The organism is Flavobacterium sp. MMLR14_040 (assembly GCF_033657265.1).
Lineage (GTDB): Bacteria > Bacteroidota > Bacteroidia > Flavobacteriales > Flavobacteriaceae > Flavobacterium.
In genome coordinates this window covers 115862-140663 of sequence record NZ_JAWVWO010000013.1, presented here as the reverse complement: position 1 = coordinate 140663, position 24802 = coordinate 115862, and the positions used below count along the sequence as shown (strand labels likewise).

General features: G+C 31.5%; 23 protein-coding genes. 10 read left to right on the top strand and 13 right to left on the bottom strand.

The window, feature by feature from the left end:
- Positions 1 to 86: 86 nt before the first annotated feature.
- The 9 genes from SD960_RS17065 to SD960_RS17025 all read right to left on the bottom strand — a co-directional run bounded on the left by SD960_RS17065 (position 87) and on the right by SD960_RS17025 (position 9022).
- Positions 87 to 875 carry an RNA methyltransferase gene (locus SD960_RS17065; RefSeq protein ID WP_318804966.1) on the bottom strand — a complete coding sequence of 263 codons (789 nt, stop codon included), beginning with the start codon at positions 873 to 875 and terminating at the stop codon, positions 87 to 89.
- 275 nt (positions 876 to 1150) lie between these two features.
- Positions 1151 to 2236: a phosphoglyceromutase gene (locus SD960_RS17060; protein ID WP_318804965.1), complete on the bottom strand. Its 1086-nt coding sequence runs from the start codon at positions 2234 to 2236 to the stop codon at positions 1151 to 1153.
- A 106-nt stretch (positions 2237 to 2342) separates the two neighbouring features.
- The gene (locus SD960_RS17055) at positions 2343 to 2693 is read right to left on the bottom strand and encodes a hypothetical protein (RefSeq protein ID WP_318804964.1); all 351 of its coding nucleotides are present in this window, start codon (positions 2691 to 2693) and stop codon (positions 2343 to 2345) included.
- A gap of 39 nt (positions 2694 to 2732) precedes the next feature.
- A complete protein-coding gene (locus tag SD960_RS17050) occupies positions 2733 to 4064 on the bottom strand; it encodes a DUF58 domain-containing protein (RefSeq protein WP_318804963.1) in 1332 nt (443 codons plus the stop codon).
- A gap of 24 nt (positions 4065 to 4088) precedes the next feature.
- The gene (locus SD960_RS17045; protein WP_318804962.1) at positions 4089 to 4703 is read right to left on the bottom strand and encodes a hypothetical protein; all 615 of its coding nucleotides are present in this window, start codon (positions 4701 to 4703) and stop codon (positions 4089 to 4091) included.
- Between the two features lie 49 nt (positions 4704 to 4752).
- Positions 4753 to 5766 (bottom strand): AAA family ATPase, encoded by a 1014-nt coding sequence (locus tag SD960_RS17040; RefSeq protein ID WP_042566444.1) that lies wholly within the window; start codon positions 5764 to 5766, stop codon positions 4753 to 4755.
- Between the two features lie 287 nt (positions 5767 to 6053).
- A complete protein-coding gene (locus SD960_RS17035; protein WP_318804961.1) occupies positions 6054 to 7262 on the bottom strand; it encodes a DUF4350 domain-containing protein in 1209 nt (402 codons plus the stop codon).
- Complete coding sequence (locus SD960_RS17030; RefSeq protein ID WP_318804960.1) at positions 7255 to 8028, bottom strand: DUF4129 domain-containing protein; 774 nt, start codon at positions 8026 to 8028, stop codon at positions 7255 to 7257. The genes SD960_RS17035 and SD960_RS17030 overlap by 8 nt, the downstream gene beginning before the upstream one ends.
- 28 nt (positions 8029 to 8056) lie before the next feature.
- Positions 8057 to 9022, bottom strand: coding sequence for a stage II sporulation protein M (locus tag SD960_RS17025; RefSeq protein ID WP_318804959.1), 966 nt, complete (start codon positions 9020 to 9022; stop codon positions 8057 to 8059).
- 20 nt (positions 9023 to 9042) lie between these two features.
- Here SD960_RS17025 and SD960_RS17020 point away from each other — a divergent pair, with 20 nt between their 5' ends.
- The 7 genes from SD960_RS17020 to SD960_RS16990 all read left to right on the top strand — a co-directional run bounded on the left by SD960_RS17020 (position 9043) and on the right by SD960_RS16990 (position 16486).
- Positions 9043 to 9786, top strand: coding sequence for an RDD family protein (locus SD960_RS17020; RefSeq protein WP_318804958.1), 744 nt, complete (start codon positions 9043 to 9045; stop codon positions 9784 to 9786).
- Positions 9787 to 9886: 100 nt separating this feature from the next.
- A complete protein-coding gene (locus SD960_RS17015; RefSeq protein ID WP_318804957.1) occupies positions 9887 to 10735 on the top strand; it encodes a hypothetical protein in 849 nt (282 codons plus the stop codon).
- Between the two features lie 133 nt (positions 10736 to 10868).
- Positions 10869 to 11471: a trimeric intracellular cation channel family protein gene (locus SD960_RS17010; RefSeq protein ID WP_042566387.1), complete on the top strand. Its 603-nt coding sequence runs from the start codon at positions 10869 to 10871 to the stop codon at positions 11469 to 11471.
- 85 nt (positions 11472 to 11556) lie between these two features.
- Entirely contained in the window at positions 11557 to 12534 is a 978-nt protein-coding gene (locus SD960_RS17005; RefSeq protein WP_318804956.1) for a GNAT family N-acetyltransferase, read from the top strand.
- 15 nt (positions 12535 to 12549) lie between these two features.
- Positions 12550 to 13647 (top strand): DegT/DnrJ/EryC1/StrS family aminotransferase, encoded by a 1098-nt coding sequence (locus tag SD960_RS17000; protein ID WP_318804955.1) that lies wholly within the window; start codon positions 12550 to 12552, stop codon positions 13645 to 13647.
- Positions 13648 to 13664: 17 nt separating this feature from the next.
- Positions 13665 to 14984 (top strand): CDP-glycerol glycerophosphotransferase family protein, encoded by a 1320-nt coding sequence (locus tag SD960_RS16995; RefSeq protein ID WP_318804954.1) that lies wholly within the window; start codon positions 13665 to 13667, stop codon positions 14982 to 14984.
- 56 nt (positions 14985 to 15040) lie between these two features.
- Positions 15041 to 16486 carry a lipopolysaccharide biosynthesis protein gene (locus SD960_RS16990; RefSeq protein WP_318804953.1) on the top strand — a complete coding sequence of 482 codons (1446 nt, stop codon included), beginning with the start codon at positions 15041 to 15043 and terminating at the stop codon, positions 16484 to 16486.
- A gap of 93 nt (positions 16487 to 16579) precedes the next feature.
- Here SD960_RS16990 and SD960_RS16985 read toward each other — a convergent pair whose 3' ends face one another.
- Positions 16580 to 17467, bottom strand: coding sequence for a glycosyltransferase family 2 protein (locus SD960_RS16985; RefSeq protein ID WP_318804952.1), 888 nt, complete (start codon positions 17465 to 17467; stop codon positions 16580 to 16582).
- 173 nt (positions 17468 to 17640) lie between these two features.
- On the opposite strand from SD960_RS16985, the gene SD960_RS16980 reads away from it, so the two are divergent.
- Positions 17641 to 18486: a glycosyltransferase family 2 protein gene (locus tag SD960_RS16980; RefSeq protein WP_318804951.1), complete on the top strand. Its 846-nt coding sequence runs from the start codon at positions 17641 to 17643 to the stop codon at positions 18484 to 18486.
- Positions 18473 to 18886: an FdtA/QdtA family cupin domain-containing protein gene (locus SD960_RS16975; RefSeq protein WP_318804950.1), complete on the top strand. Its 414-nt coding sequence runs from the start codon at positions 18473 to 18475 to the stop codon at positions 18884 to 18886. The genes SD960_RS16980 and SD960_RS16975 overlap by 14 nt, the downstream gene beginning before the upstream one ends.
- Here SD960_RS16975 and SD960_RS16970 read toward each other — a convergent pair.
- From SD960_RS16970 to SD960_RS16960, 3 genes are read right to left on the bottom strand one after another with little or no spacing between them, the layout of a single operon-like run.
- Entirely contained in the window at positions 18873 to 19805 is a 933-nt protein-coding gene (locus tag SD960_RS16970; protein ID WP_318804949.1) for a glycosyltransferase family 2 protein, read from the bottom strand. The genes SD960_RS16975 and SD960_RS16970 overlap by 14 nt on opposite strands.
- Before the next feature lie 3 nt (positions 19806 to 19808).
- Complete coding sequence (locus SD960_RS16965) at positions 19809 to 20666, bottom strand: glycosyltransferase family 2 protein (RefSeq protein WP_318804948.1); 858 nt, start codon at positions 20664 to 20666, stop codon at positions 19809 to 19811.
- Positions 20666 to 21349 (bottom strand): cell division ATP-binding protein FtsE, encoded by a 684-nt coding sequence (locus tag SD960_RS16960; protein ID WP_318804947.1) that lies wholly within the window; start codon positions 21347 to 21349, stop codon positions 20666 to 20668. Before SD960_RS16960 ends, SD960_RS16965 begins: the two co-directional genes overlap by 1 nt.
- Before the next feature lie 367 nt (positions 21350 to 21716).
- Between SD960_RS16960 and SD960_RS16955 the strand changes: the two genes are divergently transcribed.
- Complete coding sequence (locus tag SD960_RS16955; protein ID WP_318804946.1) at positions 21717 to 24731, top strand: tetratricopeptide repeat protein; 3015 nt, start codon at positions 21717 to 21719, stop codon at positions 24729 to 24731.
- The last annotated feature ends 71 nt before the right edge of the window (positions 24732 to 24802 follow it).

Below are 24802 nucleotides of genomic sequence, written 5' to 3'. Positions count from 1 at the left end.
ATCTAAAATCTAAAATCTAAAATCTAAAATCTAAAATCTAAAATCTAAAATCTAAAATCTAAAATCTAAAATCTAAAATCTAAAATCTAAAATCCCCTCTGACGTTTCGCTTCAAAAATTAAAATCGCAGCAGCAACAGAAACATTCATGCTGTCAATTTCTCCCTGCATCGGGATAATAATGTTTTGAGTTGCGGCGTCGCGCCATTCCTGAGTTAAACCTGTCGCTTCTGTACCCACAACTAAAGCCGTTGGGGTGGTGAAATTTTGAGTGTGATAGGAAGTTGAATTCTGTAAAGTGGCACAATAAAAATCAATCTTTTTTTCTTTTAAAAAAGCGATAATTTCTGCTGTAGTTCCCGTTGCGATTTGGTTGGTAAACAAACAGCCAACACTTGAGCGAACGATATTCGGATTGTATAAATCGCTTTTTGGATTGGCAATCAAAACAGCATCCAGATTGGCGGCATCAGCAGTACGTAAAAGTGCTCCGATATTGCCTGGTTTTTCTGGTGCTTCGGCAACTAAAATCAACGGATTTGCTGATAATTTTAAATCCGATAATTGCATTGATTTGGTTTTGGCGATTGCTAAAACACCTTCGGTAGTATCGCGATACGCCAGTTTTTGATAGACTTCTTTATTGATTTCTATCATTTGAATTGGTGAATTTACCAATTTATTGATTTCGCTTTCTGAAACTAATTCGGGTAAAAATAAAACCGTTTCTATTTCGTAACCGCCTTTTATCGCCAATGAAATTTCACGTACTCCTTCAATCAAAAAAGTTCCGGTTTGTTTACGGGCTTTTGCTTTTTCCTGCAGTAAAACAAGCGATTTTATAAACGGATTTTGAATTGAAGTGATTTGTTTCATTTTTTTTTAAAGGTACTAAGGTTCTGAGGTGCTAAGGTACTGAGGTTTTTTTCTTCCTGCAAGGTTTTCGAAACCTTGTAGGTTTGAAACTTGAATAAAAGGTTTGCCACGAATTACACTAATTTTAACGAATTCTTTTTTATGCTTTACAAAAAAATGCATGAAAAATTTTAACCACAGATTATTGGATTAAGATGATTATAAAATCCATTGAATCATTTAATCTGTGGCAAAATAAAAATTAGCGAAAATTCGTGTAATTCGTGGCAAAAAAACTACTTCTCAAAGACTTCCTTGACTTCATTAGCAACAGGATGTTCTGCAGTAAAAGTGTAGCCCATAATTTTGGCAATAGTCTGGGCGAATTGTTTTTGATACAATTGAGAATCTGTTTTAATCTCTCCTTTTGGAGCAATTTCAGGTCCAATTGCGGCAAACCAAATTTGAGATGCTCCGGCAATATTTTCGCCGTGACTTGTCCATTCCGATTTTACTTTGTCGCCACGACCGTGATCTACTGTTATAAGTAAAGTGGTTTTGTTTTTATATTGCGGGTCGTTTTGTACAAAAGTCCAAATTTCGTTAATCCATTTATCGACTTGGTTTGCAGCGTCGAGATACGATCTGTAATGCGAATGATGCGCCCATTCGTCGGTTTCGCCGTATGAAACATAAAGTACTTTTGGTTTGTTGGTTTTGAGTTCGTTCAATGCTTCATAATGTGTAAAAACATCCAGACATTCATCTTCATGAAAAGGCTTAAACGAATTGTTGCGCATTTCGTTCAGTAATTTTTGAACTTCAGTTGGCTTATTTCCTCCCACTTTATCAAACGCAGAAATTACAGGAAAACCGCTTCTTTTTTCGTTCAAAATTCTGTCAAAAGCATCCCACGCTCCAAAAGCGGCCACTTTTCCTTTAATTTTAGATTGTTGATTTAAAAACTCCAAAACATTCACATTCGGATTTGGTTTATAAGAATTTGAGTTTACCAAAACATCTACATTTCCTGTGAAAATTTCGCTATATCCCGGATAACTAAACCAATACGGATTGGAAACATCTACTTTATTTCCTAAATCACGATTGCCATAAATTTGCCCTTTCGAAGCAATTTCAGACCATAAAAAAGGCATTAGTTTTTGGCGACGTTCTTTAAAATCTGTACTTCCATATTTTTTATAAATGTAAGTACTGTCGTCCTGATTGAATTTTTTATCATTGGCAATTTCGGAATCCATTCCTTTGAAAACTTCCTGCCATCTAAAACCGTCTGTGGTTATGATTATGATGTTTTCTGTTTTTTGTGCCGAAGAAAATAGGCTGGTTAAAATAATTAGAATGAAATATATTTTTTTCATGGCTTTTATTTTTACAAAGTTGACACGACAAAGATTTAAAGTTTTTTTATCAATTCTAATTTATAATAAGCATTTAATGTTTTAATAATGTTTTGTTTATAAAGATTTAAATTCCAAAAAAATAATTAAAATAACTTTTTTTAGGTTCTATACTTTTTCCTTTTCCAACCTCAATATAATCACCTTTAGAGCCTTTTCTCATTATGGTAATTTCACTAGCACTTTTTCTTAATATATCACCCACAAATAATTCAGGTCCTTCGTAATCGTCTTTATAAAAAAAGCTATCCTTTTCGTAATAAATTTCTATTCCTCGACCTTCTTCAATTTTTTGAATTTCGCCATTAAAATGTTTGCTGTAAAAGTCTCTGCTATTTTCATAATAATTCCGTTTTGAATTATAAACAACAAATAAGAAAATTGAAATTATCAATCCAATGAATATGTTTTTTGCCATTTTTACATTTTATATTTCACAAACAACATTTCACAGTTTCTACAAAATCCCTCTTGCCTTAATTTCCAAATACTTATTAATAGCATCCAAAGTCAAATTCTCAGGCTGCGTTAAAACCGAATGAATTCCGTATTTCTTCAATTCGTTGGCGATTAAGCGTTTTTCGAACATAAATTTTTCAGCAATCACTTTATCGTAAACTTCCTGAATTGTGTCGGTTTTTTTGTTGATGATTTCGTTTAATTCGGTGTTACTGAAGAAAACAACAACCAATAAATGACTTTTTGCAATTCCTTTCAAATAAGGCATCTGTCTGTTTAAACCGTCCATTGTTTCAAAATTGGTATACAGAATAATCAAACTTCTCTGGTTGATATTCTTTTTGATATCAACGTACAAACGGCTGTAATCACTTTCAAAAAAGTCGGTTTTGATGTTGTATAAAGTTTCGAGGATTTTTTGCATTTGCGAACCTCTTTTTTCAGCGAAAACTCTGTTTTCGACTTTTTTCGAGAAAGCAAAAATCCCGGCTTTGTCTTGTTTTTTCAGAATCACATTGGCCAGAACCAAGGTCGAATTTATGGCATAATCCAATAAACTCAAACCATTAAAAGGCATTTGCATCACACGGCCTTTATCAATTGCCAAATAAACCGATTGCGATTTTTCGTCCTGAAACTGGTTCACCATCAAGGCATTTTTCTTTGCCGTTGCTTTCCAGTTTAAAGTTCGAAGATCATCGCCCTGAACATATTCTTTAATTTGCTCAAATTCCATGGTGTGACCAATTCGGCGAATTTTCTTGATTCCGTATTGGTATAAATTATTAGAAAAAGCCAGCAAATCGTATTTTCTTAACTGAATATAAGACGGATACGTTGGTACCATTTTGTCTTTATCGAAAGTAAATCGTCTTGAAATCAATTTTAAAGGTGAAGAAACATAAATGTTTAAATTTCCAAAGTAATATTCTCCACGTTCTGTCGGGCGTAAATCATATCCAATTTTATCCTGACCTGAAGCTTTTATATTCCTGATTATTTTGAAATCGCGTACCTGAAACTGAAACGGAATTTCGTCAATAATCTTAATTGAAATTGGAAAAGTATAATGGTTTTTAATCGAAATACTAACGGGATTTAAATCTCCATTTGAAAGTTTTTCCGGCGTTTCTCTCGAAGCTTCAATTCCGGTTCGGGCCAGGTATAAAATCAAAAGATCAAGTGCCAGAAAAGTGATTAATACCAAAATAATAAACCAGACTCCGTTGTATAAAATCGGAAAAATAAAAGCACAAACAAATAATCCTATAATGCCCAAAAGCACAAAGAAAAAGAAGTTGTTGAGATATAGACTTTTTATGAATTTCAATTTAAAAGAATTTAAAATTTAATTTTATCCCTGTATTTTAGTGAAACTAGAATAATCGAAACCATCTAAAACAGCTATTTTCCAGATTCCATTTTCCTTAACTGCCGTTACTTTATATTTGGGCGTTTCTTTCCATTCGGTCCACGTCCAGAAAAAAGTAGCTTTATTATTTTCAATTTTCAGGTTGTTTACTTTCAGGGTTTTCCAAAACTTCTCTGGATTGTCCTGACAATCACACCAGGGATTACTGTCATTGCCATAGGGTGGAAGTTCGCCCACAAAATACTCTGCCTTATTGGTTTTAAGATTATCACCGATTTTCAATCCAATTTTATTGTAATTATCGATAAACTGCTGAGCAAAAAAGTTCGATTTTTTAAGTTCTTCGACTATTTTGTTGTGTGTTTTTACATTTAAAGCAACATATTTATCGCCTTTTTTGTTGGCAACAACATCAAAATCATTTTGTGTTTTTTTAGTCTCAATCCATTCATAAGCTTTTCTTATTAATGTTTCGATCTGTTCCTTATCACTTGCAAAATAAAGGGACTTTTTTGTGTTTTCAGCACCATTCAAAGGTTTAAAACCGGCAAGTAAAATCCAAATTAAGGATATAGAAAATAGTTTATAAAATTTCATTTAAAAAAGATTAATTCGAGAACTGAAAACTGCGACTGCGACTAAAAAATTATCTCGGAATTTCTACAGTTTCAATAATTTGTTTGATAATTTCAGCGCTCGTAATTCCTTCCATTTCACGTTCGGGAGCCACAATAACGCGGTGTTGTAAAACTGGAGTTGAAGCTTCTTTTATATCTTCGGGAGTTACAAAATCACGACCACGAATAGCGGCAAAACCTTTGGCAGCATTTAAAATTGCGATCGAGGCACGAGGCGAAGCACCTAAATATAAAAAGGCATTTTCTCTGGTGTTTACCACAATTCTTGCAATATATTCCAACAGATTTTGCTCGACTCTAATTTGTTTGATTAAAGCCTGATATCCTTTTATTTCCTGTGCAGAAAGTATGGTTTTTATTGCTTCTAATTTCCCGTGATCCTGCAATAAATGCTCTCTTTGAATAATCAGGATTTCTTCGTCTAATTTTGGATAATCAATCGTGATTTTGAATAAAAAACGGTCTAATTGCGCTTCCGGCAAACGATACGTTCCTTCCTGCTCAATTGGGTTTTGCGTGGCAATTACCAAAAACGGAGTTTCCAGCTGATAGGCAGAACCGTCAATGGTGATCTGGCGTTCTTCCATTACTTCAAAAAGTGCGGCCTGGGTTTTGGCAGGCGCACGATTGATCTCGTCAATTAAAATTAAATTTGAGAAAATGGGCCCTTGTTTGAATTCAAATTCTGAACTTTTTAAGTTGAAAATTGAAGTTCCCAAGATATCAGAAGGCATTAAATCCGGCGTAAACTGAATTCGGCTAAAACCGATATTTAATGTTTTTGATAATAATTTTGCCGTAATCGTTTTGGCAACTCCCGGAACACCTTCAAGCAAAACGTGTCCGTTTGATAAAATGGCCACCAAAAGCTGGTCGATCATTTTGTGCTGACCTACAATAACGGTTTCAAGCTCTTTTTTGATGCTGTTAACATGTTCTAAAAGAGGAGCAAGGTTTATTCTTGTTTCAAAATTCACATTTTCGTTTGTGATTTCTGTTTCTGGTGTATTAAAATCGTCCATGTTTTTGGTCTTTTTCTTTTGGGTTTATTTTTTTTGCCACAGATTAAAATCATTTTAACCCTAATCTGTGGCTATATATTATTCAATTTTAATTCGTTGGGTGTAATGTAAATATTTTAATTAAACACATAGAAACATAGATTTTATGATTTTAGAAAAGGAAATCAAAAAGAAACTCGTTTCTCACACATAGCTATGTTTGTTGATGCAAGTGAAACGCCTTTTTTTGAGTTCATAATATCTATGTTTCTATGTGTTAAAATAAATTACAGCTAACGGTTTTCATTTTAATGTAAAACTTTCTCGATTGCATTATTAATCCTGATTAAATCTTCCTCGAGACTTCCGTGATAACTTTTTCGATGTTCGTTGATTAAAAATACCAATTCGCGAATATCATTTTCGTCTTTTCCTGATTTATGATGTAACTTTTTAATGAATTCGTCATCCAGTTTTGTCGTATCGATCAAATATTCATTCCGAATTCTTTCGAGGAAATAGATGATTTTTTTATCAATTATATTATCGTGATCACCTTCCTGATAATATAAATTTCCAATTGTTTTTGTAAAATCCAGCGTTAAATTAGGCAGCGGTTTTACTATTGGCACAATTCTTTGTTTTCGTTTGGCATTAAAAATAATAAAAATCAAAATTCCGATTAAAAATAAATACCAGGCCCATTTTAATGCCGGCTGACTCATTATATAACGCAAAGGTGAATCTGAAATCGATTCATTATTTTGTCCTTTTGTGTACCAGTAAACATTTCCTTTTGGAACATACGAAAGTACACTTTCTGCATATTCATAATGGTCTTTTTTTAATAAATGATAATTTGTAAAAGCCACAGGTTTTGTGTGCAAGTAAAAATAACCATTGATATAAGGCACTTTTATAAAATCAATTTGCTTTTTATTTTTATTTCCCTGATATCCCAAAACTGTTGTCGTAAGAGTATCAATTTTCGAAAAATAATAGTTTCCCATTTCTTCTTCTGAGATTGTATATTTTTTAGGATTTAGTTTTTTATTGGCCATCCAAACCGAATTCATTTTTTCGTTGGGATAACTGGTGTTTATTTCGATTTTTAAACTGTCTAATAATGATTTTGGGAAATTTTTCATGCTCAAAAAAGCATTATTTCCGTGTGAAACAAAATATAAAATTTCTGTAATCGACTGATCATCAATCTGACTATATTCTGAAATATTAAAAAAAGTACCTTTTATTTTGTATTTTCCTGAAGTTGTATCAGGAACATATTTTGAATCCAGAAACTCATAAGGTGTTACGGCAGAAACTCTTTCAATCTTCTGATTTTTTAATAGACCATTTATTTCTTTGTCAAAAACATACAATCCAAACGGAATTTTATCATTGACAGAATAGGTTGGCCGCCAATCGATTGGTTTTTGCTTATCGTGATCTGCTATTAAAATGACGATGAAAACCAAAATCAAAATAGCAATATAAATTTTAATGGATTTACTCATTGCTAAATGTTTTTAAAGATTTCTTAAATCGGTTTTCGGCTTTTATAAAAGTGTTTTCATCGATTTCAAATTCGCCATACCAAATATGGTTGTACAAATAAGATAAATACATGAATTCTTCTCTGTGTGCAGGTTTTTGAAGCTCGTACAAATAATCAGAATTTGTTTTTTCGATATCCCATTCTATATAATGATTTTGCGCCATGACCTTTAAAAGCCAAAGATAATAATAACGAACAGCGATTCTTTTTTCTCCGGCTGTAATACTTTCTTTAATTAATTTTTCGAAGTCAAGAAGATGGATATTCTTTTCGGTATCAGAATAATAGATTGTTTTTTTGTGCGCATTTTTTCCAAAAATCCATTGCCCTTCTTTGGCTATTATTGCTTTTACAATCAAATAAATTACAAAAATAATAACCAAAGCTGCGATTATTTTTAATAAAAGAGCAACAAAATTTAGCGATGCTTCGGGATTGCTAAAAGTGAACAATCTTCTAAAAATACTGGCGAGCCATTCTTTAAAATAATCCCAGGCGCCTTTTTCGGGTGCTTTATATTCGTAAACGAAATCAGCGTCTTTGTATTTTTTTTTGAAATCTTGTTTGAAGTTTTTCGCTTCAATAGTATCTGAATCGACATGAATATCTTTTTCGGTATATTTTACAGACTCGACTTTTGGCGGATCAACCGTAGCCGAAGAATCCTGCGCCTGCGAAATGGAGCAATACAATAGAAAAGATAAAACGAAGAAAAATTTGTTCATTACTGGTTCCTGATTAATTCAATTTGGCTTATAGCTGTTGTGTTTTTTTGTATACAATAAAAGGATAAACCAAATAATAAAATGAGATGATGCCAAGTGTAACCAGAATGATTAAACTGCTTAACCAATTGGGCATATCAATAGAATATCGGGTAATAAAACCTTCAAGAAATCCGGCACTAATCGTGAATGGAAATGTGCTAAGGAATATTTTGAAACTGTTTTTGAAACCTATTTTAAATGAATTGATTCTCGAAAAAGTCTTTGGAAAAAGAATTGAAGCTCCCAAAATAAATCCGGCAGCTGTTTCGATAACGATGGCAAAAATCTCCATAGAACCGTGAATCCAGATTCCGCGAACGCTTTTCCAGAAAACATTCTGGTCGTAAAAAAAGTATTGAAAAGCACCCAGCATAATACAGTTTTGCAAGGAAATATAAAAAGTTCCAAGTCCTCCAAAAATGCCGTAAATGTAACATCTTGCGCCTACATACAGGTTATTCATGGTGATGCCAACGAAACTTCCCCAATTGCTTCCGGAACCATAAACCGCCATTGGATCACCTTTTTTGATGTTTTCCAAAGTCATATTTACATATCCATCGCCTAAAATTAAGCGAACGAAATTTTGATCGTATCGTGCTGAAATTACACCAATACCAACTGTTATAAAAAACAGAACAAAAGCATACAGTAAATATCTTCTGTAATCGTAAACCAAAAGCGGAACTTCGGTTTTAAAAAACTCGACAAATCTGTTTTTTTCGGCTCGTTTTGTTTTATAAATCTTCTGATAAATCTGCGAAGCAAGGTGATTTAAGTAAATCACGGTTTTGCTTTTTGGATAATAAGTTTGGGCATAGGATAAGTCATTCATCATTTGAATGTACAAATTAGCTAACTCATCAGGATTTTTTTTAGCTTTACCAAAAATAGCTAGCTCAAATTCCAGCCATTTTTCTTTATTTTGTTTTATGAAGGCGACTTCTCTCATTGTAGGCTAAAATATAAAATATGTCAGAATTATCAATAAATACAACACAAAATGTTAAAATAAATTTTAAAGCAGCATCAGCGGGTGAGCGAATAGGGTCTCATTTCATTGATTTTGGTATTAAAATAGCTTATGTAATCGTGATTTGGGGCATCGTTTTTTACTGGCTTCAATTAGACAGATTGTTGGATGGCCTAGATTCATGGTCCAGAATGACCATTTTTTTACTTTTATATTTTCCTGTTATCATTTATTCGATCACTTTAGAAAGTATTTTTGAAGGACAAACCATTGGTAAAAAAATAGTCAGGATAAAAGTCGTTAAAATTGATGGTTATCAGGCGGGTTTTGGTGATTATTTAATGCGCTGGTTTTTTAGGCTTATCGATCTCAGTATATTTTTTGGAATTATTGCTTTCTTTACTGTTATAATAAGTAAAAAAGGACAGCGTTTAGGAGATATGGTTGCCGGTACTGCCGTTATAACTTTAAAAAATAAAATTAATATTAGCCATACCATTCTTGAAGAAATAGGAGAGTCTTATGTGCCAACGTATCCTTTGGTTATAAAATTGACTGATAATGATATGAGAATCATTAAAGAAACTTTTCTAAAAGCAGATCATAAAGATGATTATGAAACAATTGTTAAACTGGTTTCTAAAATTGAAAGTGTAACTGGAATTAAAAATCAATCTGGAAATTCGAAAGATTTTCTTCGTACCATTTTAAAAGATTATAATTTTTATACGCAAAACATGTAATTAAGTGACTTACATTAAATGGTTAAGGAGGAAGTTTTCTTAACTTTGTTTGTAAGTAAAACATTAATATTTTATTATTTGCACTTAATTAGAAACTACTATGGGAATTAAAAAAGCTTTTGCCGCTATAATTATGTTGTTTGTCACTGTTATTGCTTTTGCGCAGGGAACGAAAAAACTGGATAAAATTATAAAAAGAGATTACCAGATTATTGAAGGAACGATTACTAAAATCTCAGATAAAACCGTAGAATATTCCCTTCCGGGAGAGACAGTACAAATTTCGCTCGATGTTTCTCAAATTGCCAGAATTGAATTTGCGAGTGGCCGCTCGCAGACTTTTGATGTAACACCTGAAAATACTACTCAAACATCTTCAAATCAAAATATTGTTGCCCAGGAAATTAAACCCAATACAATTGCCGTTTTACCAATTCCGTATGTGAATTCAGGCACACAGGAAAGTTCTGAAGATATGGCAAAGTTTGCTCAAAACGATATGTACAATAAACTACTGGATAAATCGGCGAATATTTTCCCACTTACAGTTCAGGATTTACGAACCACAAATAGTTTACTGCACAAAGCCGGAATTGACCACAATAATATTGATGAGACGCCAATTGAAGATCTTGAAAAAATTCTGGGTGTAGATAATATTGTGGCGGCAAAAATCTCTTACACAATGTCGTCAAGTTCAACAGCTTCGACTTACGGAAGCGGAAGCACAACCGTAAGCAACAATGATAAAAAAGTAAAGTCTACAGATTATTCGACTACAACTGCCAATACGCAAATGTATTACTATTACAATGTGTATTTTGACATGTATAAAAACGGCACAAAAATTTACTCACAAACGCGTCAGCCTTTCCTAAAGCTGAAAGACAGCTGGATAGATTCGGTTTCTTATTTATTAAAAAGAAGTCCGATTTACGTGAAAAAATAGTGTTTTATTAAAAAAGAAGAAGCAAAATTTAAGAAGCAAGATAATGTCATTTTAACCATTCTTTCCCTATATTCTTAAACTAAAAAAAACCTTTGTACCTTTGAGCCTCTGAACCTTTGAACCTCAAAAAAAAATGTTCCATTTATTAGATATTATTGGTACAATGGCCTTTGCCATGTCTGGCGCTTTAACGGCAATGCATAAAAAACTGGATCCGTTTGGTGTTTTTATTATTGCATTTGTGACCGCAGTTGGTGGCGGAACGCTTCGTGATGTTTTAATAGGAAGAACGCCGGTGGGCTGGATGCAGAATTTGCAATATGTTTATGTCATTATTTTAGGTTTTGGCCTTGCCATTCTTTTTAGAAAAAAGTTTGATAAACTGCGTACCTCTTTATTTTTATTTGATACAATTGGTCTTGGTGTTTTTACTTTAATTGGTCTTGAAAGAGGAATTATGACGGGTTTGCATCCTGTAATTTGTATAGCCTTGGGAACCATGACAGCTTGTTTTGGCGGCGTAATCAGAGATATTTTGTGTACAGAAATTCCAACAATCTTTCGAAGAGAAATTTATGCAACGATTTGTATTTTTGGAGGAATAGTATTTTTTGGATTAAGAAAACTGAATTTAGAAGATGATGTTTTATATCTTGTAACTTCGGTTGTAATTATTACAGTTCGATTAATGGCCGTAAAATTCAAGTGGTATTTACCGGCATTTGATCATAAATAAGAAAAGAAATATGCCACGAATTTCACGAATCTTCACAAATTAATTCGAGCTAATTTTTGAAATTCGTGGGCAAAAACAAAAAATATTGACGACATATACCATAAAGAAATACGAACAAAACGATTGCAATACCTGGAATGAGTTTATTGCTCAGGCCAAAAATGCTACGTTTTTGTTTCATCGTAATTTTATGGAATACCATCAGGATCGTTTTGAAGATTTTTCTCTTTTAGTTTTTGAAGATGAAAAACTGAAAGCTGTTTTGCCTGCCAACATAAAAGAAAATTTTGTGTACTCACATCAGGGATTAACTTATGGTGGTTTGGTTTATAAAGAAGAAACAAAACAAGCCTCAGTAATCGAAATTTTTCAGGCTATTTTATTTTTTCTAAATGAAAATAACATTCAAAAATTACATTTAAAAACACTTCCATCTATTTATCACCTTAAACCTTCTGATGAAATTTTATACAGTTTGTTTTTGGCAGAAGCCAAATTAATACGACGCGATTCACTTTCGGTTATTGATTTATTACAAGAAAATAAAATTTCGAAAATACGTAAAAGAGGTATTCAAAAAGCAGTTTCAAATCAGTTAATTATTAAGGAAGAAAATGATTTTGAATTATTTTGGAACGAAGTTTTGATTCCGAATTTAAAAGCAAAACATAATGCAAAACCGGTTCATTCAATAGAAGAAATGAATTCCTTAAAAGCTCTTTTTTCTCAAAATATTCATCAGTTTAATGTTTATTTTGAAGATAAAATCGTGGCCGGAACCACTGTATTTGAAACTGAAACCGTTGCACATTGCCAATATATCTCAAAAAATGAAAAACAGGAAAATTTGGGAAGTTTAGATTTTTTATTTCAATATCTGATAAAAGAAAAATTTGCTGAAAAACGTTTTTTTGATTTTGGAATTTCAAATGAAAACCAAGGGAAAAATCTCAATGAAGGCTTATCTTACTGGAAAGAAAGTTTTGGCGCAAGCACGATAATTCATGATTTTTACGAAGTTGAAACTTCAAATTATAATAAGTTAAATGGTATTTTTGTTTAACCAATTAAAAATAAAATGATATCATTTCTTGATCTTAAAAAAGTAAATGCACCATACGAAACTGCTTTTCAGGAAAAACTGAAATCGGTTTTAAGTAATGGCTGGTATATTTTAGGAAAAGAAGTTGAAACATTTGAGAAAGCCTTCGCCGAATATTGCCAAACTCAATATTGCATTGGAGTAGGGAATGGTTTTGACGCTTTAGTTTTAATTTTTAAAGGTTATATTCAATTAGGAAAATTGCAAAAAGGCGACGAAGTGATTGTTCCTGCGAATACTTATATTGCCAGTATTTTAGCGATTTTGCAGGCAGATTTAGTTCCGGTTTTGGTCGAGCCAAAATTAGAAACCTACAACATCAACCCTGATTTGATTCAGGAAAAAATAACTTCAAAAACAAAAGCAATTCTGGTTGTTCATTTATATGGACAATTGGCTGAAATGGAAAGGATAAATGAAATTGCAGATCGAAATAATCTTATTGTTGTTGAAGATTCTGCCCAATCGCATGGAGCAGAAAATCTAAAATCTACAATCTACAATCTAAAATCATCTCAGGCGTATAGTTTTTATCCCGGAAAAAATTTAGGTTGTCTAGGGGATGGTGGAGCAATTACATCCAACGATGCTGAATTGGCAAAAGTGCTTTTTTCGCTTCGAAATTATGGTTCTGGAAAAAAATATTACAACGAATATATTGGCGTAAATTCTCGATTAGATGAAATTCAGGCTTCATTTTTAAATTTAAAATTACCCAATTTAAATGCTGATAACGATAAACGCCGAAAGATTGCAAAACGTTATTTAGCTGAAATTAAGAAAGAAAAAATCACACTTCCATTTTGGGATTTTTCAGAGAACCATGTATTTCATTTATTTGTTATTCGAACAGAAAACAGACAAGAATTGCAGGAATATTTAATTCAAAATGATATTCAGACTGTAATTCACTATCCAATTCCGCCACATAAACAAAAAGCATTTCCGGAATGGAATAACTTGTCTTTTCCAATTACGGAGAAGATCCATAATGAAGTTTTAAGTTTGCCTATGAGTCCTGTTTTGAGCGAAAATGAAGTTAGTTTTGTTATTGAAGTTTTAAATAGATATTAGTTTTGATTTGATAAAAAATGAGAGAATTAAAATTAATTATTAAAAGACATGTACCTGAAAAAATATGGTTTTCGCTTATTAAGATTTATAATTTTACAAAGCTCAGAGCTTTATATGAATTATATTTGATAAAAAGCGCACCAAAAAAACATCAAAAAGCACTTCAAATTATTACGAAAAAAGAAAAAGTAAAAGTTGCTTTCTTTTTAATTCATGAATCTGTTTGGAAATATGATGTACTTTTTGATTTAATGTTGAAGCATCCTCGATTTGAACCCCAAATTTTTGTTTGTCCTGCTGTAAATTTTGGTATGGAAAATATGTTGTTTGAAATGAATAAATCATTTCAAGCGTTTAAAAAGAAAGGCTACAATATTATTAGAACTTATGATAATAGCACAGGAGAGTATTTAGATATTAAAAAAACTTTTGCTCCGGATATAGTATTTTTTACTAATCCTTACGAAGGTTTACAGGATTTTAGATATTATATAACTCAGTTTTCTAATACTTTAACCTGTTATGTTCCTTATGCTATTATGATGGTTGATTTTGAGTTTATTTATAATTTAAAATTTCACAATCTTGTTTGGAGAATTTTTTCAGAAACACCTATGCATCAAGAAATAGCATCACAAAAACGAAAAACAAAAAAACAAAATACTGTTTTAACAGGTTATCCGGGATTTGATCACTTATTAATCAATAAAAAACCTAATGATACTGTTTGGAAAAATAAAAATCCAGCTTTAATAAAAATCATATGGGCGCCGCACCATTCAATGGACGAATTGAATAAAGTGGCAAATTTTTTAGAATATTATGATTTCTTTTTTGAATTGGCCGATAAGTACAGTGATAAAGTACAGATTGCATTTAAGCCACATCATTTATTAAGAATTAAGCTGGAGCAAGAGTACTGGGGCAAGGAGAAAACAGATATTTATTATAATAAATGGGCGCAACTTGCAAATGGGCAATGTGAGAATGGAGATTATATTGATCTTTTTTTAACATCAGATGCATTGATTCACGATTGCGGCTCGTTTATGGCAGAATATCTTATTACAGGAAAACCATCCCTTTTTATGGTTAGAAATGAATCTGTTATGGAACATTGGAATACTTTTGGTAAAAAAACAATCGAGGTACATTATCAATCACGAAATAAGGAACAATTGCAGGATTTTATAGAGAATGTTGTATTGAATAAAAATGACTGGATGAAAGAGGAAAGGAATAATTTTGTACAAACTAATCTTATTCCAAAAAATAAATTAACCGCATCAGAAAATATATTGGAATATTTGGAGGATCAGATATTTAAAGTTATCTAATGTGTAGTGATGAAAAGATGACCATTATAATTTGATCGAAAAAAAATTAGCATAAAATGCAAAATACCTCTTTAAAATCAACTGCAACAAAAGGAATTATTTGGTCAGCGGTTGACAAATTTGCAGTTCAATTAGGGCAGTTTGTTGTAGGTATAGTGCTTGCCCGAATTTTGCTGCCTGAGGATTTTGGTTTAATAGGAATATTGGCCATTTTTATAGCGATCTCACAAACTTTTATTGAAAGCGGACTGGGTACAGGTTTGATTCAGCGTCAATCCAGATCAGATGTTGACTTTTCTACGTTGTTTGTGTTTAATTTACTTGTAAGCGGTTTTTTTTATTTAGTTCTGTTTTTCTCAGCACCTTTTATTTCTGCTTTTTTTGAGCAGCCTCGTTTAACAGACTTAACAAGAATTCTGAGTTCAAGTTTGTTTTTAAATGCTTTTGCAATAGTTCAACGAACAAAACTGACAATTCTGATTGATTTCAAATCCATAGCAAAAAGCAATGTAATTGGAATGGTCGCGGGAGGTTTATGTGGCATAATAGCTGCCGTAAATGGACTTGGAGTTTGGTCATTAGTAATTCAAATGATCATGAGTTCTCTGGCCTCCTCAATGTGTTTATGGTTTTTAAGTAATTGGAGACCTTCCATTGCTTTTTCTCAAGAATCTTTTAAATCGTTATTTGGTTATGGTTCAAGGCTTTTAATGGCCGGATTGTATGCTCAATTGTTAAATAATGTTTATAATATTTGTTTAGGAAAATTTTATTCTACCGCTTCATTAGGATATTATACAAGAGCGAAGAGCATGGCAGATGTATCTGCTGGTACAATTGGAAGTATATTACAGCAAGCTACATTTCCAATTCTAACATCGGTTCAACACGATAAAGAGAAATTAGCTTCTATTTGCAGCAGAATGATTCGTATGTCAGCTTTTTTCATCATTCCCCTTATGACTCTTATTGCTTTACTTGCTAAGCCAATTGTAACTCTATTACTTACTGATAAATGGATTTCTCTAATTCCACTTTTACAATGGCTCGTTTTTTCACGTGTTTTTCTGCCTATAAGTGTGATGAATCTGAATTTATTAAATGCTGCTGGACGACCTGATTTATATCTGAAAGTAGATTTGTCTAAACTGCCTATAACTGTGATAGCAATGATAATTACAATTCCTTTAGGAATAAAAGCCATAGTAATTGGACATGTTATTACTTCGGCCCTGTTTTTTGTTATGAATACCTATTTTCCAGGAAAACTTTATGGTTATGGCCTAATACGTCAATTAAAGGATATGTTACCGTTTTTGATAGCTACAATAGGAATGGCAATCTCGGTATTTGTTATGTCTTGCTTTGTAGATAATTTAGTGTTGCAGTTATTTTTTGGTAGTATTCTTGGATTAATAACTTATTTATTCCTTTGCTGGTTATTAAAGTTAGAGGAGCTAAAAGAGGTTTGTCAATTATTTTTGAAGCTTAAGAAAGAATAACAATCTAACAAATTGAATTTTAAGAGAATAATTTCGTTTTCCAAAATTTTCGCAAATTGTAAATGATTTTCTAAAACAGAAAATGTAATGAATTTAGAAAAACCTCAATCTTAGTTCTAAAGGAATGTATTTGATAAACAACCAAATGTCAAATGTTTTATAAGCTTTCGTCATTTCATAATGCATCCTTTTTAAGAGTGCTTTATTTTCAATTTTAGTCTTATTTAAGGCAATTGCTTTTTTAATAACAAGATAACTGGAACGGTTTATTTCTCTTGTTCTGCGGTTAAATTTTTTATAAAACTGATTTCCTAATGAATTTTCTACTTCTCTTTTTTGAACTAAAATGGCATCAATAAATTCAAAATTATAATTTCGGGAGATTCTAATCCAAAGATCTAAATCTTCATAAGCCAAATTTTCGTCGTAGCCTTTTAATTCTTCCAGAACATCTCGTTTTATCATTGAAGAAACAGAACAAATCATACTGCTTTGATTTAACATCGATAAATAAATATCTCCTGATGCCGGCTTTATCAATGCTTTTTTTGCTGTATTAACGTTATAATAATAACGAATATGATCTTTGTTTTCTGATATTACTTCGGTATTTCCATAAACAATTGCTAATTTCTTCTGTTTAGAATTTAAAAATGTATTTACTTGTGTCTCCACGCAATTTGGCAGTAAAATATCGTCAGCAGCCAAATCAATTATATAACCACCTTTGGCAAATTGAAGTGCTTTATTAAAAGTTTTGGTATTTCCTAAATTGCTTTCGTTTGCAATAAATTTGATATCTGGATGATTTTCAAGCCAATTTTTAATTGTTTTTCTAGAAGAGTCATTGCTAAAATCATCGATAATGATAAGTTCTATGTTTTCATAACTTTGACTCAAAACTGAATTCAAAGATTCAACTACAAAATTTTCATGATTGTAACACAAACAAATAATACTGACTAAAGGTAGGTTTTGCATAAAAAGCATCAAAAGTTGAAATGAAATTTCTGATTGAAAAGATCAAAAATAAAAATATTATACTGGTTTATGATACTATTTTATTTATTCTAATATTAAGCTTTAGTAAAAATTAAAATAGATGTTTTTAAAATGTACTCTTTTTCGTTTAGTATTTTTACTTTTGTTTGAATATGAAACATAAGGAGGGTAGTTTTTTTAAGGATACAGACATCGAAATTTTAATTTCAACAATGAACAGAAAATCATTAGATTTTTTGTTGCCGATGTTTCCGTTTTCGCATTTCTCTAATTTTACAATCTTAATTATTAATCAAACCACGAATGAAACAGTTTTGACTTCTGACTATTCAAAGGTCAGAGTTGTAAATTCTTTTGAAAAAGGTTTGTCTAAAAGCCGAAACGTAGCTTTTGAAAATGCTATCGGAAAAATTCTTGTAATAGCAGATGATGACGTAATATACCAGGAAGAATTTCTCAGCAAAATAATAACCGCTTACAATAAATTTCCACATGCAGCCGTAATCAATTTTTGTGCTATAAATTCAAACGGAAATTTGATGAAGAATTATCCTTCTCATCCCAAAAAGGATTTGGATACTTTTGATATTTTAAATACCAGCTCCATAGAAATAACGGTGAATAAATCAATTCTTGAGCAGGAAAAGATTCGGTTTGATGAAAATTTTGGATTAGGTGCTATTTTCGAAATGGGGGAAGAAGCTATTTTTTTGTTTGATTTTAAGAAAAAAAATGAGAAGCTTTTATTTGAACCTCAAATCATTGTAAAACATGAGAACCTTACTTCTTCAGATAAAAAAAGTATTCATGAAAAATATTATATACAAGGTGCGTTATTTACAAGAATTTTCAAAAGGAACTATATTTTTTGGATCTTTATTAAATTATTTTTTGACTTAAAACAGCGTAAAATAGAATTTAGAAATATCAAGAATGCCCTAAAAAGCGCCAAAAAGGGTCATCAAAAATTTGAAAGAATACAATATGAAAACAAATAATAAAGGAGTTCAAATTATATCAATTCCAAAAATAGAAGAACGAAGAGGAAATCTTTCTGTGATAGAAAATGATACGGTTCCTTTTGATATAAAAAGGGTTTATTATTTATATGATGTGCCTACGGGATCAGAGCGAGGCGGACATGCTCATAAGAATCTTCAACAGTTTTTAGTGGCTTTGAGCGGTAGTTTTGATGTAGTTTTAAATGATGGCAAAGAAGAGCAAATTGTTACCTTAAACAAACCATTTGAAGGCTTATTGATTAACTCGGGGATTTGGAGAGAACTTCGAAATTTTTCTTCAGGTTCGATTTGTTTAGTTGTAGCTTCAGAAGTTTATATTGAAGAAGATTATATTAGAGACTTTGATGAGTTTATTAAGTACTCTAATTATAAATAGAAAAATTAAAACCATTCTTTCTTAAAAACTTTTTTATTTTTAATAAAAAGATTAAAACAAACCTCGGTAAAAAGTATATTAATCTGGTTTTAAAAGGAATATTTTTTTTTAAAATATTTTTAAATAATTCCTTCGATTTTTTGTGATTCCCGGCAATTTTATATTGCAAAGCATATTCTAATCTGTAAGTATCAAGATATTTTTTCAGGCTTGGATTATTTTCTTCTTCTTGTTTATAATCCTTAAAATCGTTCAATTTTTTGTCTAATATTGGAGTTTTTGAAAGACTGTCTTCAATATAATGTAAGTAAGATGCTGTAACCTTATTGCTTATCGCCACAGGATATTTTGATGCAATTCGAATCCACATATCAACATCTTGTCCGCTTGATATAGCGGGTTTAAAGTAACCAGTTTTTTCAAATACACTTTTAGGAATTACAATTGAAGATGATGTAACAACAGGATAAGGCAGACTGGTTTTAAAATAATCAGAAATTATACCTTCATAATCTGCAGAAATTCCTTTAAAATTTGGAATATCATTTTTTCCATTATTAAATATCAATTCATAACGTGAGGCAAAAATACCAGCGTTAGGGAAATTTTGTATTAAGGCATTTAATATTTCTAAATGATTGGTCATCCACAAATCATCTGCATCCAAAAAAGCAATATATTCATATTTCGCTTTTTCAATTCCGAGATTTCGTGCTACAGATGCACCTTGATTTTTTTGATTAAAAAACTGTATGCGGCTGTCGTTAAACTCTTTTACTTTTGTGAAACTATCATCTGTTGAACCATCATTTATTACAATAATTTCGTAATCAGTAAAAGTTTGATTGAGAACACTTTTTAAGGTGTTTTCAATATAATCGGCTTTGTTGTACAACGGAATAACAATCGAAAAGGCCATGGATTATTTTTTTAAAGTACAATAATAACCTAATTTATAAAGGTCGAACAAAAACAAAGAAGGTTTTTTTGAAAATAAATTCCGTTCAATTCTGGTTTGGTTTTTCCTGAAAAGAAAAGCTGAAAAGTATATTAATTTTAGTTTTTTCAGAAATTCAAATGAAGTTGTAATTTTGTTTTCTTCTTTCTTTATTTTTTTTGAATCATAAAGAAACATAAGGTTTTCTAAAGCAATTTTTGTTTTATCCAGAAATGCTTTTGAAGTTTCTAAATTGAGATGAAAAGTTGGATTTTCAATTCTTAAAATCTCAAAATGATTGGCTTTTAGAACCGAGAAAAAAAGCAAATCTTCATAACCATATTTTGTGAGGGATTCATCAAAAGGATATTGAAGAAAAACTTCTTTTTTAATTATTAAATTAGAAGTCAAAATTGTGACAGTTTCTCTTTTATTACCATAAACCCAGCGCAAAAGCTGGTCACTTTCCGGTTTTTTATCTTCATAAATAATTCCTCCAAAAAGGATATTATTTTTCAAATTTGAAATGGCATCAATATATTTTTTTACAAAATCATTTTGAGCCGGAAAAGTATCGCAATCCAAAATAAGCAACCAATCGTAAATTGCTTTTAAAGAAAGAGAATTAATGTTTTTTCCTCGTCCCAAATTAGTTTCATTTACAAAAAATGAACAATTTGGAAGAAGATTGATTTCCTGGTTTAAAATATTTTCGGAAGAATTTGATGCGTCGTCCTGACATAAAATTTCAAAGTCAATTCCCCTAAAATTACATTGTTTTACTAACTCATTTACAAGAGGTAAAATGTTGTAATTATAAACCGGAATTAAAATAGAAAGCATTATACGCTACGTTGCACCACTTCAAATATTCTCTCATCTTCACATTTTAATGTTTTAGATGGAAACTTCATCAATAAGGCATAATCGTGTGTGGCCATAATAACTGTTTTGCCGTTTGCGTTGATTTTTTTCAATACTTCAAGAACTTCAGAACTTGTTTGAGGATCAAGGTTTCCGGTTGGTTCATCGGCAAGAATAAATTCAGGATCGTTAAGTAAAGCTCTTGCAATCGCAACACGCTGTTGTTCACCTCCGGAAAGTTGGTGTGGCATTTTGTTAATATAATCTTTCATACCCACTTTATCCAGAACTTCATCGATTTTACGTTCCATTCCTTCTTTGTCAACCCAACCTGTAGCTTTCAAAACAAAAAGCATATTATCTTTTACAGAACGGTCCGGCAGCAATTTGAAATCCTGAAATACAATTCCGATTTTACGTCTTAAATATGGAATATCTTTTTCCTTTAAATCGGCTAAGTCAAATTCAACAATATGACCTTCACCTTCCGTTAAAGGCAAATCTCCGTACAAAGTTTTCATGAAACTACTTTTTCCTGAACCTGTTTTTCCTATTATATAGATGAATTCGCCATGCTGAACATCTAAATTAATATGAGATAAAATTTTTCTTCCTTCCTGATATATAGTGACTTCTTTAAGAGATAGTACGGTTTGTGACATAATAAATTCAATTTTAATGGTAAAAGTAAGAAGATAACGGTTGGATTCAAAATAAATTTTAATCATTTGTGATGAACGCCTAATAAAATAAAGATACGAAATAGAATCTAACCTGGGGCAGAAAAGTACAGTTGATCCTAAGCTCTCCAAAAAAAATACAGAATAAGGTGCAGTTTTTTAAGAAGTTACGAATAGGCTCTTTTTTATTCCTTGTAAATGTTTATTTTAAAAAGTTTGAAAACCAATATTTTGAGACGTCACAAGCTTTAAAATAACAACTATTAAAATTTTTGTTCATAATAAAAGCCTGAAACGTTTCGTTATAAACGGTATAAAATGATACATTTGAATACTAAATATAATTAAAATGCGTAAACTTTCCTGGTTCTTTTTACTCCAATTTGTCTTTTTTTCGACCATAGTTTCGGCACAAAAATCAGCTATATATACCTACGATTTAAAGGATTTTGACAAAGCACTGGCTTTATATAATGACAAACAATACGCTTCGGCACAACATATATTTGAATATGTAAAAAATCAGGCGACTACAGAAGAAGTTAAATCAGATTGTGCTTATTATATCGCCAATTGCGCCATTAGAACCAATCAGGCAAATGCCGATGAACTAATGGAAAAATTCGTAGAAGATTATCCAACAAGTACCAAACAAAATCAGGCTTATATTGAGGTTGCTCATTTTTTCTTCGAACAGGGAAATTACCCAAAAGCCCTGCAATGGTTTGACAGAGTGGATGAAAGCTATATGAGCAAATCTGATCAGGATAAATTTAATTTCCAGAAAGGATACAGTTATTTTAACGCAAAAAATAAAAAAGAAGCCACAACGTATTTTAACAAAGTCGTGAATTCGCCGGAATTTGGTTCTCAAGCCAAATACTATTTAGGTTTTATGGCTTATGAAGGGGACGATTACAAAGAAGCGACCAAATATTTTGATGAAGTTTCTGGCGAAGAAAAATACAAAGAAAAGCTTTCGTATTTTCAGGCTGATATGAATTTTAAATTAGGGAATTTTCAAAAAGCAATCGATTTGGGACAGGCTGCCATGAGCAAATCAAATGAACTTGAAAAATCAGAATTAAATAAAATTATTGGTGAAAGTTATTTCAACCTAAAACAATATGGTAAAGCAATTCCGTATTTAGAGCAATATGCAGGAAAAAAAGGAAAATGGAATAATACGGATTTCTACCAATTAGGTTACGCGTATTACGAACAAAAAGAGTACGAAAAAGCCATTTCTCAATTCAATAAAATTATTGAAGGAAAAGATTTCGTGGCACAAAATGCCTATTATCATTTAGGTTTGGCGTATTTAAATACAGGCAAAAAACAAGAAGCTTTAAATGCTTTTAAAAATGCTTCTGAAATGGATTTTAACGCACAAATTCAGGAAGATGCTGCTTTAAATTATGCTAAATTAAGTTATGAAATCGGAAACGCTTATCAAACTGTTCCGGGAATTTTACTTGATTTCTTAAAAAAATATCCAAACAATTCCAGTAAAGCCGAAGTTGAAAAACTATTGGTAGATTCTTATATTTCTTCTAAAAACTACAAAGAAGCTTTAATTTTATTAGAAAAAAATAAAACTCCAGAAAACAAGTTAGCGTATCAAAAAGTCCTTTTTTACAGAGGATTAGAATTATACAACGAATCTAATTATGCCGAAGCTTTAAAAATGTTTAATGGCGCTGTCAAGGAACAAAAAAATCCTGAAGTTACAGCTCGCGCCACTTTTTGGAAAGCAGAATGTGAATATCTTGCAGATGATTTTCAGTCGGCTTTAATAAGCTACAAACAATTTGCTGGTTTGGCAGCAGCAAAACAGACAGACGAATATAAAAACATCAATTATAATATTGGATATACCTATTTTAAACTGAAAGAATACGATCAGGCTGCGAATTCATTTCAGGCACAAATCGATAATTCTAAGGCAGATAAAGTGCGTTTGAATGATTCGTATTTGCGTTTGGGAGATTCACGTTTTGTGAGTTCAAAATACAGTCAGGCGATGGAGGCTTACGCCAAAGCAATTGATGCCAAAGGTGTTGATGCAGATTATGCGCAGTTTCAAAAAGCCATTTCTTATGGATTTATGTCCAGAAATGACAAGAAAATAGAGGAGCTGAATAATTTCCTTCAGATGTATAAAAAATCGGAATATCGCGATGATGTTTTGTTCGAATTGGCAAATACTTATGTTGCAGATAAAAAGAACGATCAGGCGATTAAAACTTATGATCAGTTGATTTCAGAATATAAAAACGGTTCATTTACTTCAAAATCAATTTTAAGACAAGGTTTGATTTATTACAATTCAGATCGTGATGAGCAGGCTTTGATAAAATTCAAAAAAGTAGCGGCTGAATTTCCAAAAACTCCCGAAGCTTTAGAAGCCGTTTCAACAGCCAGATTGATTTATGTTGATTCAGGAAAAGTGGATGAATACGCAACCTGGGTTCGTACTTTAGATTTTGTTGCTGTAACCGATGTTGATTTGGATAACGATACTTACGAAGGTGCTTTTAAACAATACAGTCAAAATAACAGCAAACTGGCAATTACTGGTTTTACAGGTTATGTTACTAAATTTCCATCAGGAATGCATGCGCTTGAAGCTAATTTTTATTTGGCGCAATTGCTTTATGCAGAAGGTTCAGAAACGAAATCAATACCTAATTATCAATACGTAATTGGTCAGCCAAGAAACGAATTTACAGAACAGGCTTTAACGAGATTATCGCAAATTTTCTTAAAAGCGAAAGACTGCGATAAATCGATTCCGGTTTTAATACGTTTAGAAAACGAAGCAGATTATCCACAAAATAAAAGTTTTGCGCAGGCTAATTTGATGAAATGTTACTACGAGAAAAAAGATTACGACAATTCTGTTATTTATGCTGACAAAGTTTTACAAAATGCAAAAGCAGATGCCAATGTGAAATCGGATGCTCAGATTATCGTGGCTCGTGCCGCAATGCAAACCGGTGATGAAGACAAAGCAAAAGCAGCTTACGCAAAATTATCAGCAACATCAAAAGGAGAATTAGCGGCAGAAGCATTGTATTATGATGCATATTTTAAAACCAAAGAAGGCAAATTTGACGCATCGAATGTGGCGGTTCAAAAACTGGCAAAAAACTATTCCGGTTACAAATATTATGGAGCAAAAAGTTTGGTTTTAATGGCGAAAAACTTCTACGGATTAAAAGACAGCTATCAGGCAACTTATATTTTGGATAACGTAATAAACAATTTTACAGATTATCCAGATGTAGTTGAAGAAGCAAAAAGGGAATTAAGTGCGATTAAATTGGAAGAGTCTAAAACCAATTCGTCGATTACTAAATAAGAATAAAGAGTATAGAATAAAGAATATAGAAATAGAATAAAGAAAATAGATATAAGAGCAAAGATTGAAAG

Bases quoted from the DNA above. Each gene is read 5' to 3' on its own strand.
- SD960_RS16955 (WP_318804946.1), top strand. From the start codon at position 21,717: ATGCGTAAACTTTCCTGGTTCTTTTTACTCCAATTTGTCTTTTTTTCG.
- SD960_RS17000 (WP_318804955.1), top strand. From the start codon at position 12,550: ATGATATCATTTCTTGATCTTAAAAAAGTAAATGCACCATACGAAACT.
- SD960_RS16985 (WP_318804952.1), bottom strand. From the start codon at position 17,467: ATGCAAAACCTACCTTTAGTCAGTATTATTTGTTTGTGTTACAATCAT.
- SD960_RS17025 (WP_318804959.1), bottom strand. From the start codon at position 9,022: ATGAGAGAAGTCGCCTTCATAAAACAAAATAAAGAAAAATGGCTGGAA.
- SD960_RS16990 (WP_318804953.1), top strand. From the start codon at position 15,041: ATGCAAAATACCTCTTTAAAATCAACTGCAACAAAAGGAATTATTTGG.
- SD960_RS17015 (WP_318804957.1), top strand. From the start codon at position 9,887: ATGGGAATTAAAAAAGCTTTTGCCGCTATAATTATGTTGTTTGTCACT.
- SD960_RS17045 (WP_318804962.1), bottom strand. From the start codon at position 4,703: ATGAAATTTTATAAACTATTTTCTATATCCTTAATTTGGATTTTACTT.
- SD960_RS16995 (WP_318804954.1), top strand. From the start codon at position 13,665: ATGAGAGAATTAAAATTAATTATTAAAAGACATGTACCTGAAAAAATA.
- SD960_RS17055 (WP_318804964.1), bottom strand. From the start codon at position 2,693: ATGGCAAAAAACATATTCATTGGATTGATAATTTCAATTTTCTTATTT.
- SD960_RS17010 (WP_042566387.1), top strand. From the start codon at position 10,869: ATGTTCCATTTATTAGATATTATTGGTACAATGGCCTTTGCCATGTCT.
- SD960_RS16965 (WP_318804948.1), bottom strand. From the start codon at position 20,666: ATGCTTTCTATTTTAATTCCGGTTTATAATTACAACATTTTACCTCTT.
- SD960_RS16975 (WP_318804950.1), top strand. From the start codon at position 18,473: ATGAAAACAAATAATAAAGGAGTTCAAATTATATCAATTCCAAAAATA.
- SD960_RS17040 (WP_042566444.1), bottom strand. From the start codon at position 5,766: ATGGACGATTTTAATACACCAGAAACAGAAATCACAAACGAAAATGTG.
- SD960_RS16970 (WP_318804949.1), bottom strand. From the start codon at position 19,805: ATGGCCTTTTCGATTGTTATTCCGTTGTACAACAAAGCCGATTATATT.
- SD960_RS17035 (WP_318804961.1), bottom strand. From the start codon at position 7,262: ATGAGTAAATCCATTAAAATTTATATTGCTATTTTGATTTTGGTTTTC.
- SD960_RS16980 (WP_318804951.1), top strand. From the start codon at position 17,641: ATGAAACATAAGGAGGGTAGTTTTTTTAAGGATACAGACATCGAAATT.
- SD960_RS16960 (WP_318804947.1), bottom strand. From the start codon at position 21,349: ATGTCACAAACCGTACTATCTCTTAAAGAAGTCACTATATATCAGGAA.
- SD960_RS17020 (WP_318804958.1), top strand. From the start codon at position 9,043: ATGTCAGAATTATCAATAAATACAACACAAAATGTTAAAATAAATTTT.
- SD960_RS17030 (WP_318804960.1), bottom strand. From the start codon at position 8,028: ATGAACAAATTTTTCTTCGTTTTATCTTTTCTATTGTATTGCTCCATT.
- SD960_RS17065 (WP_318804966.1), bottom strand. From the start codon at position 875: ATGAAACAAATCACTTCAATTCAAAATCCGTTTATAAAATCGCTTGTT.
- SD960_RS17060 (WP_318804965.1), bottom strand. From the start codon at position 2,236: ATGAAAAAAATATATTTCATTCTAATTATTTTAACCAGCCTATTTTCT.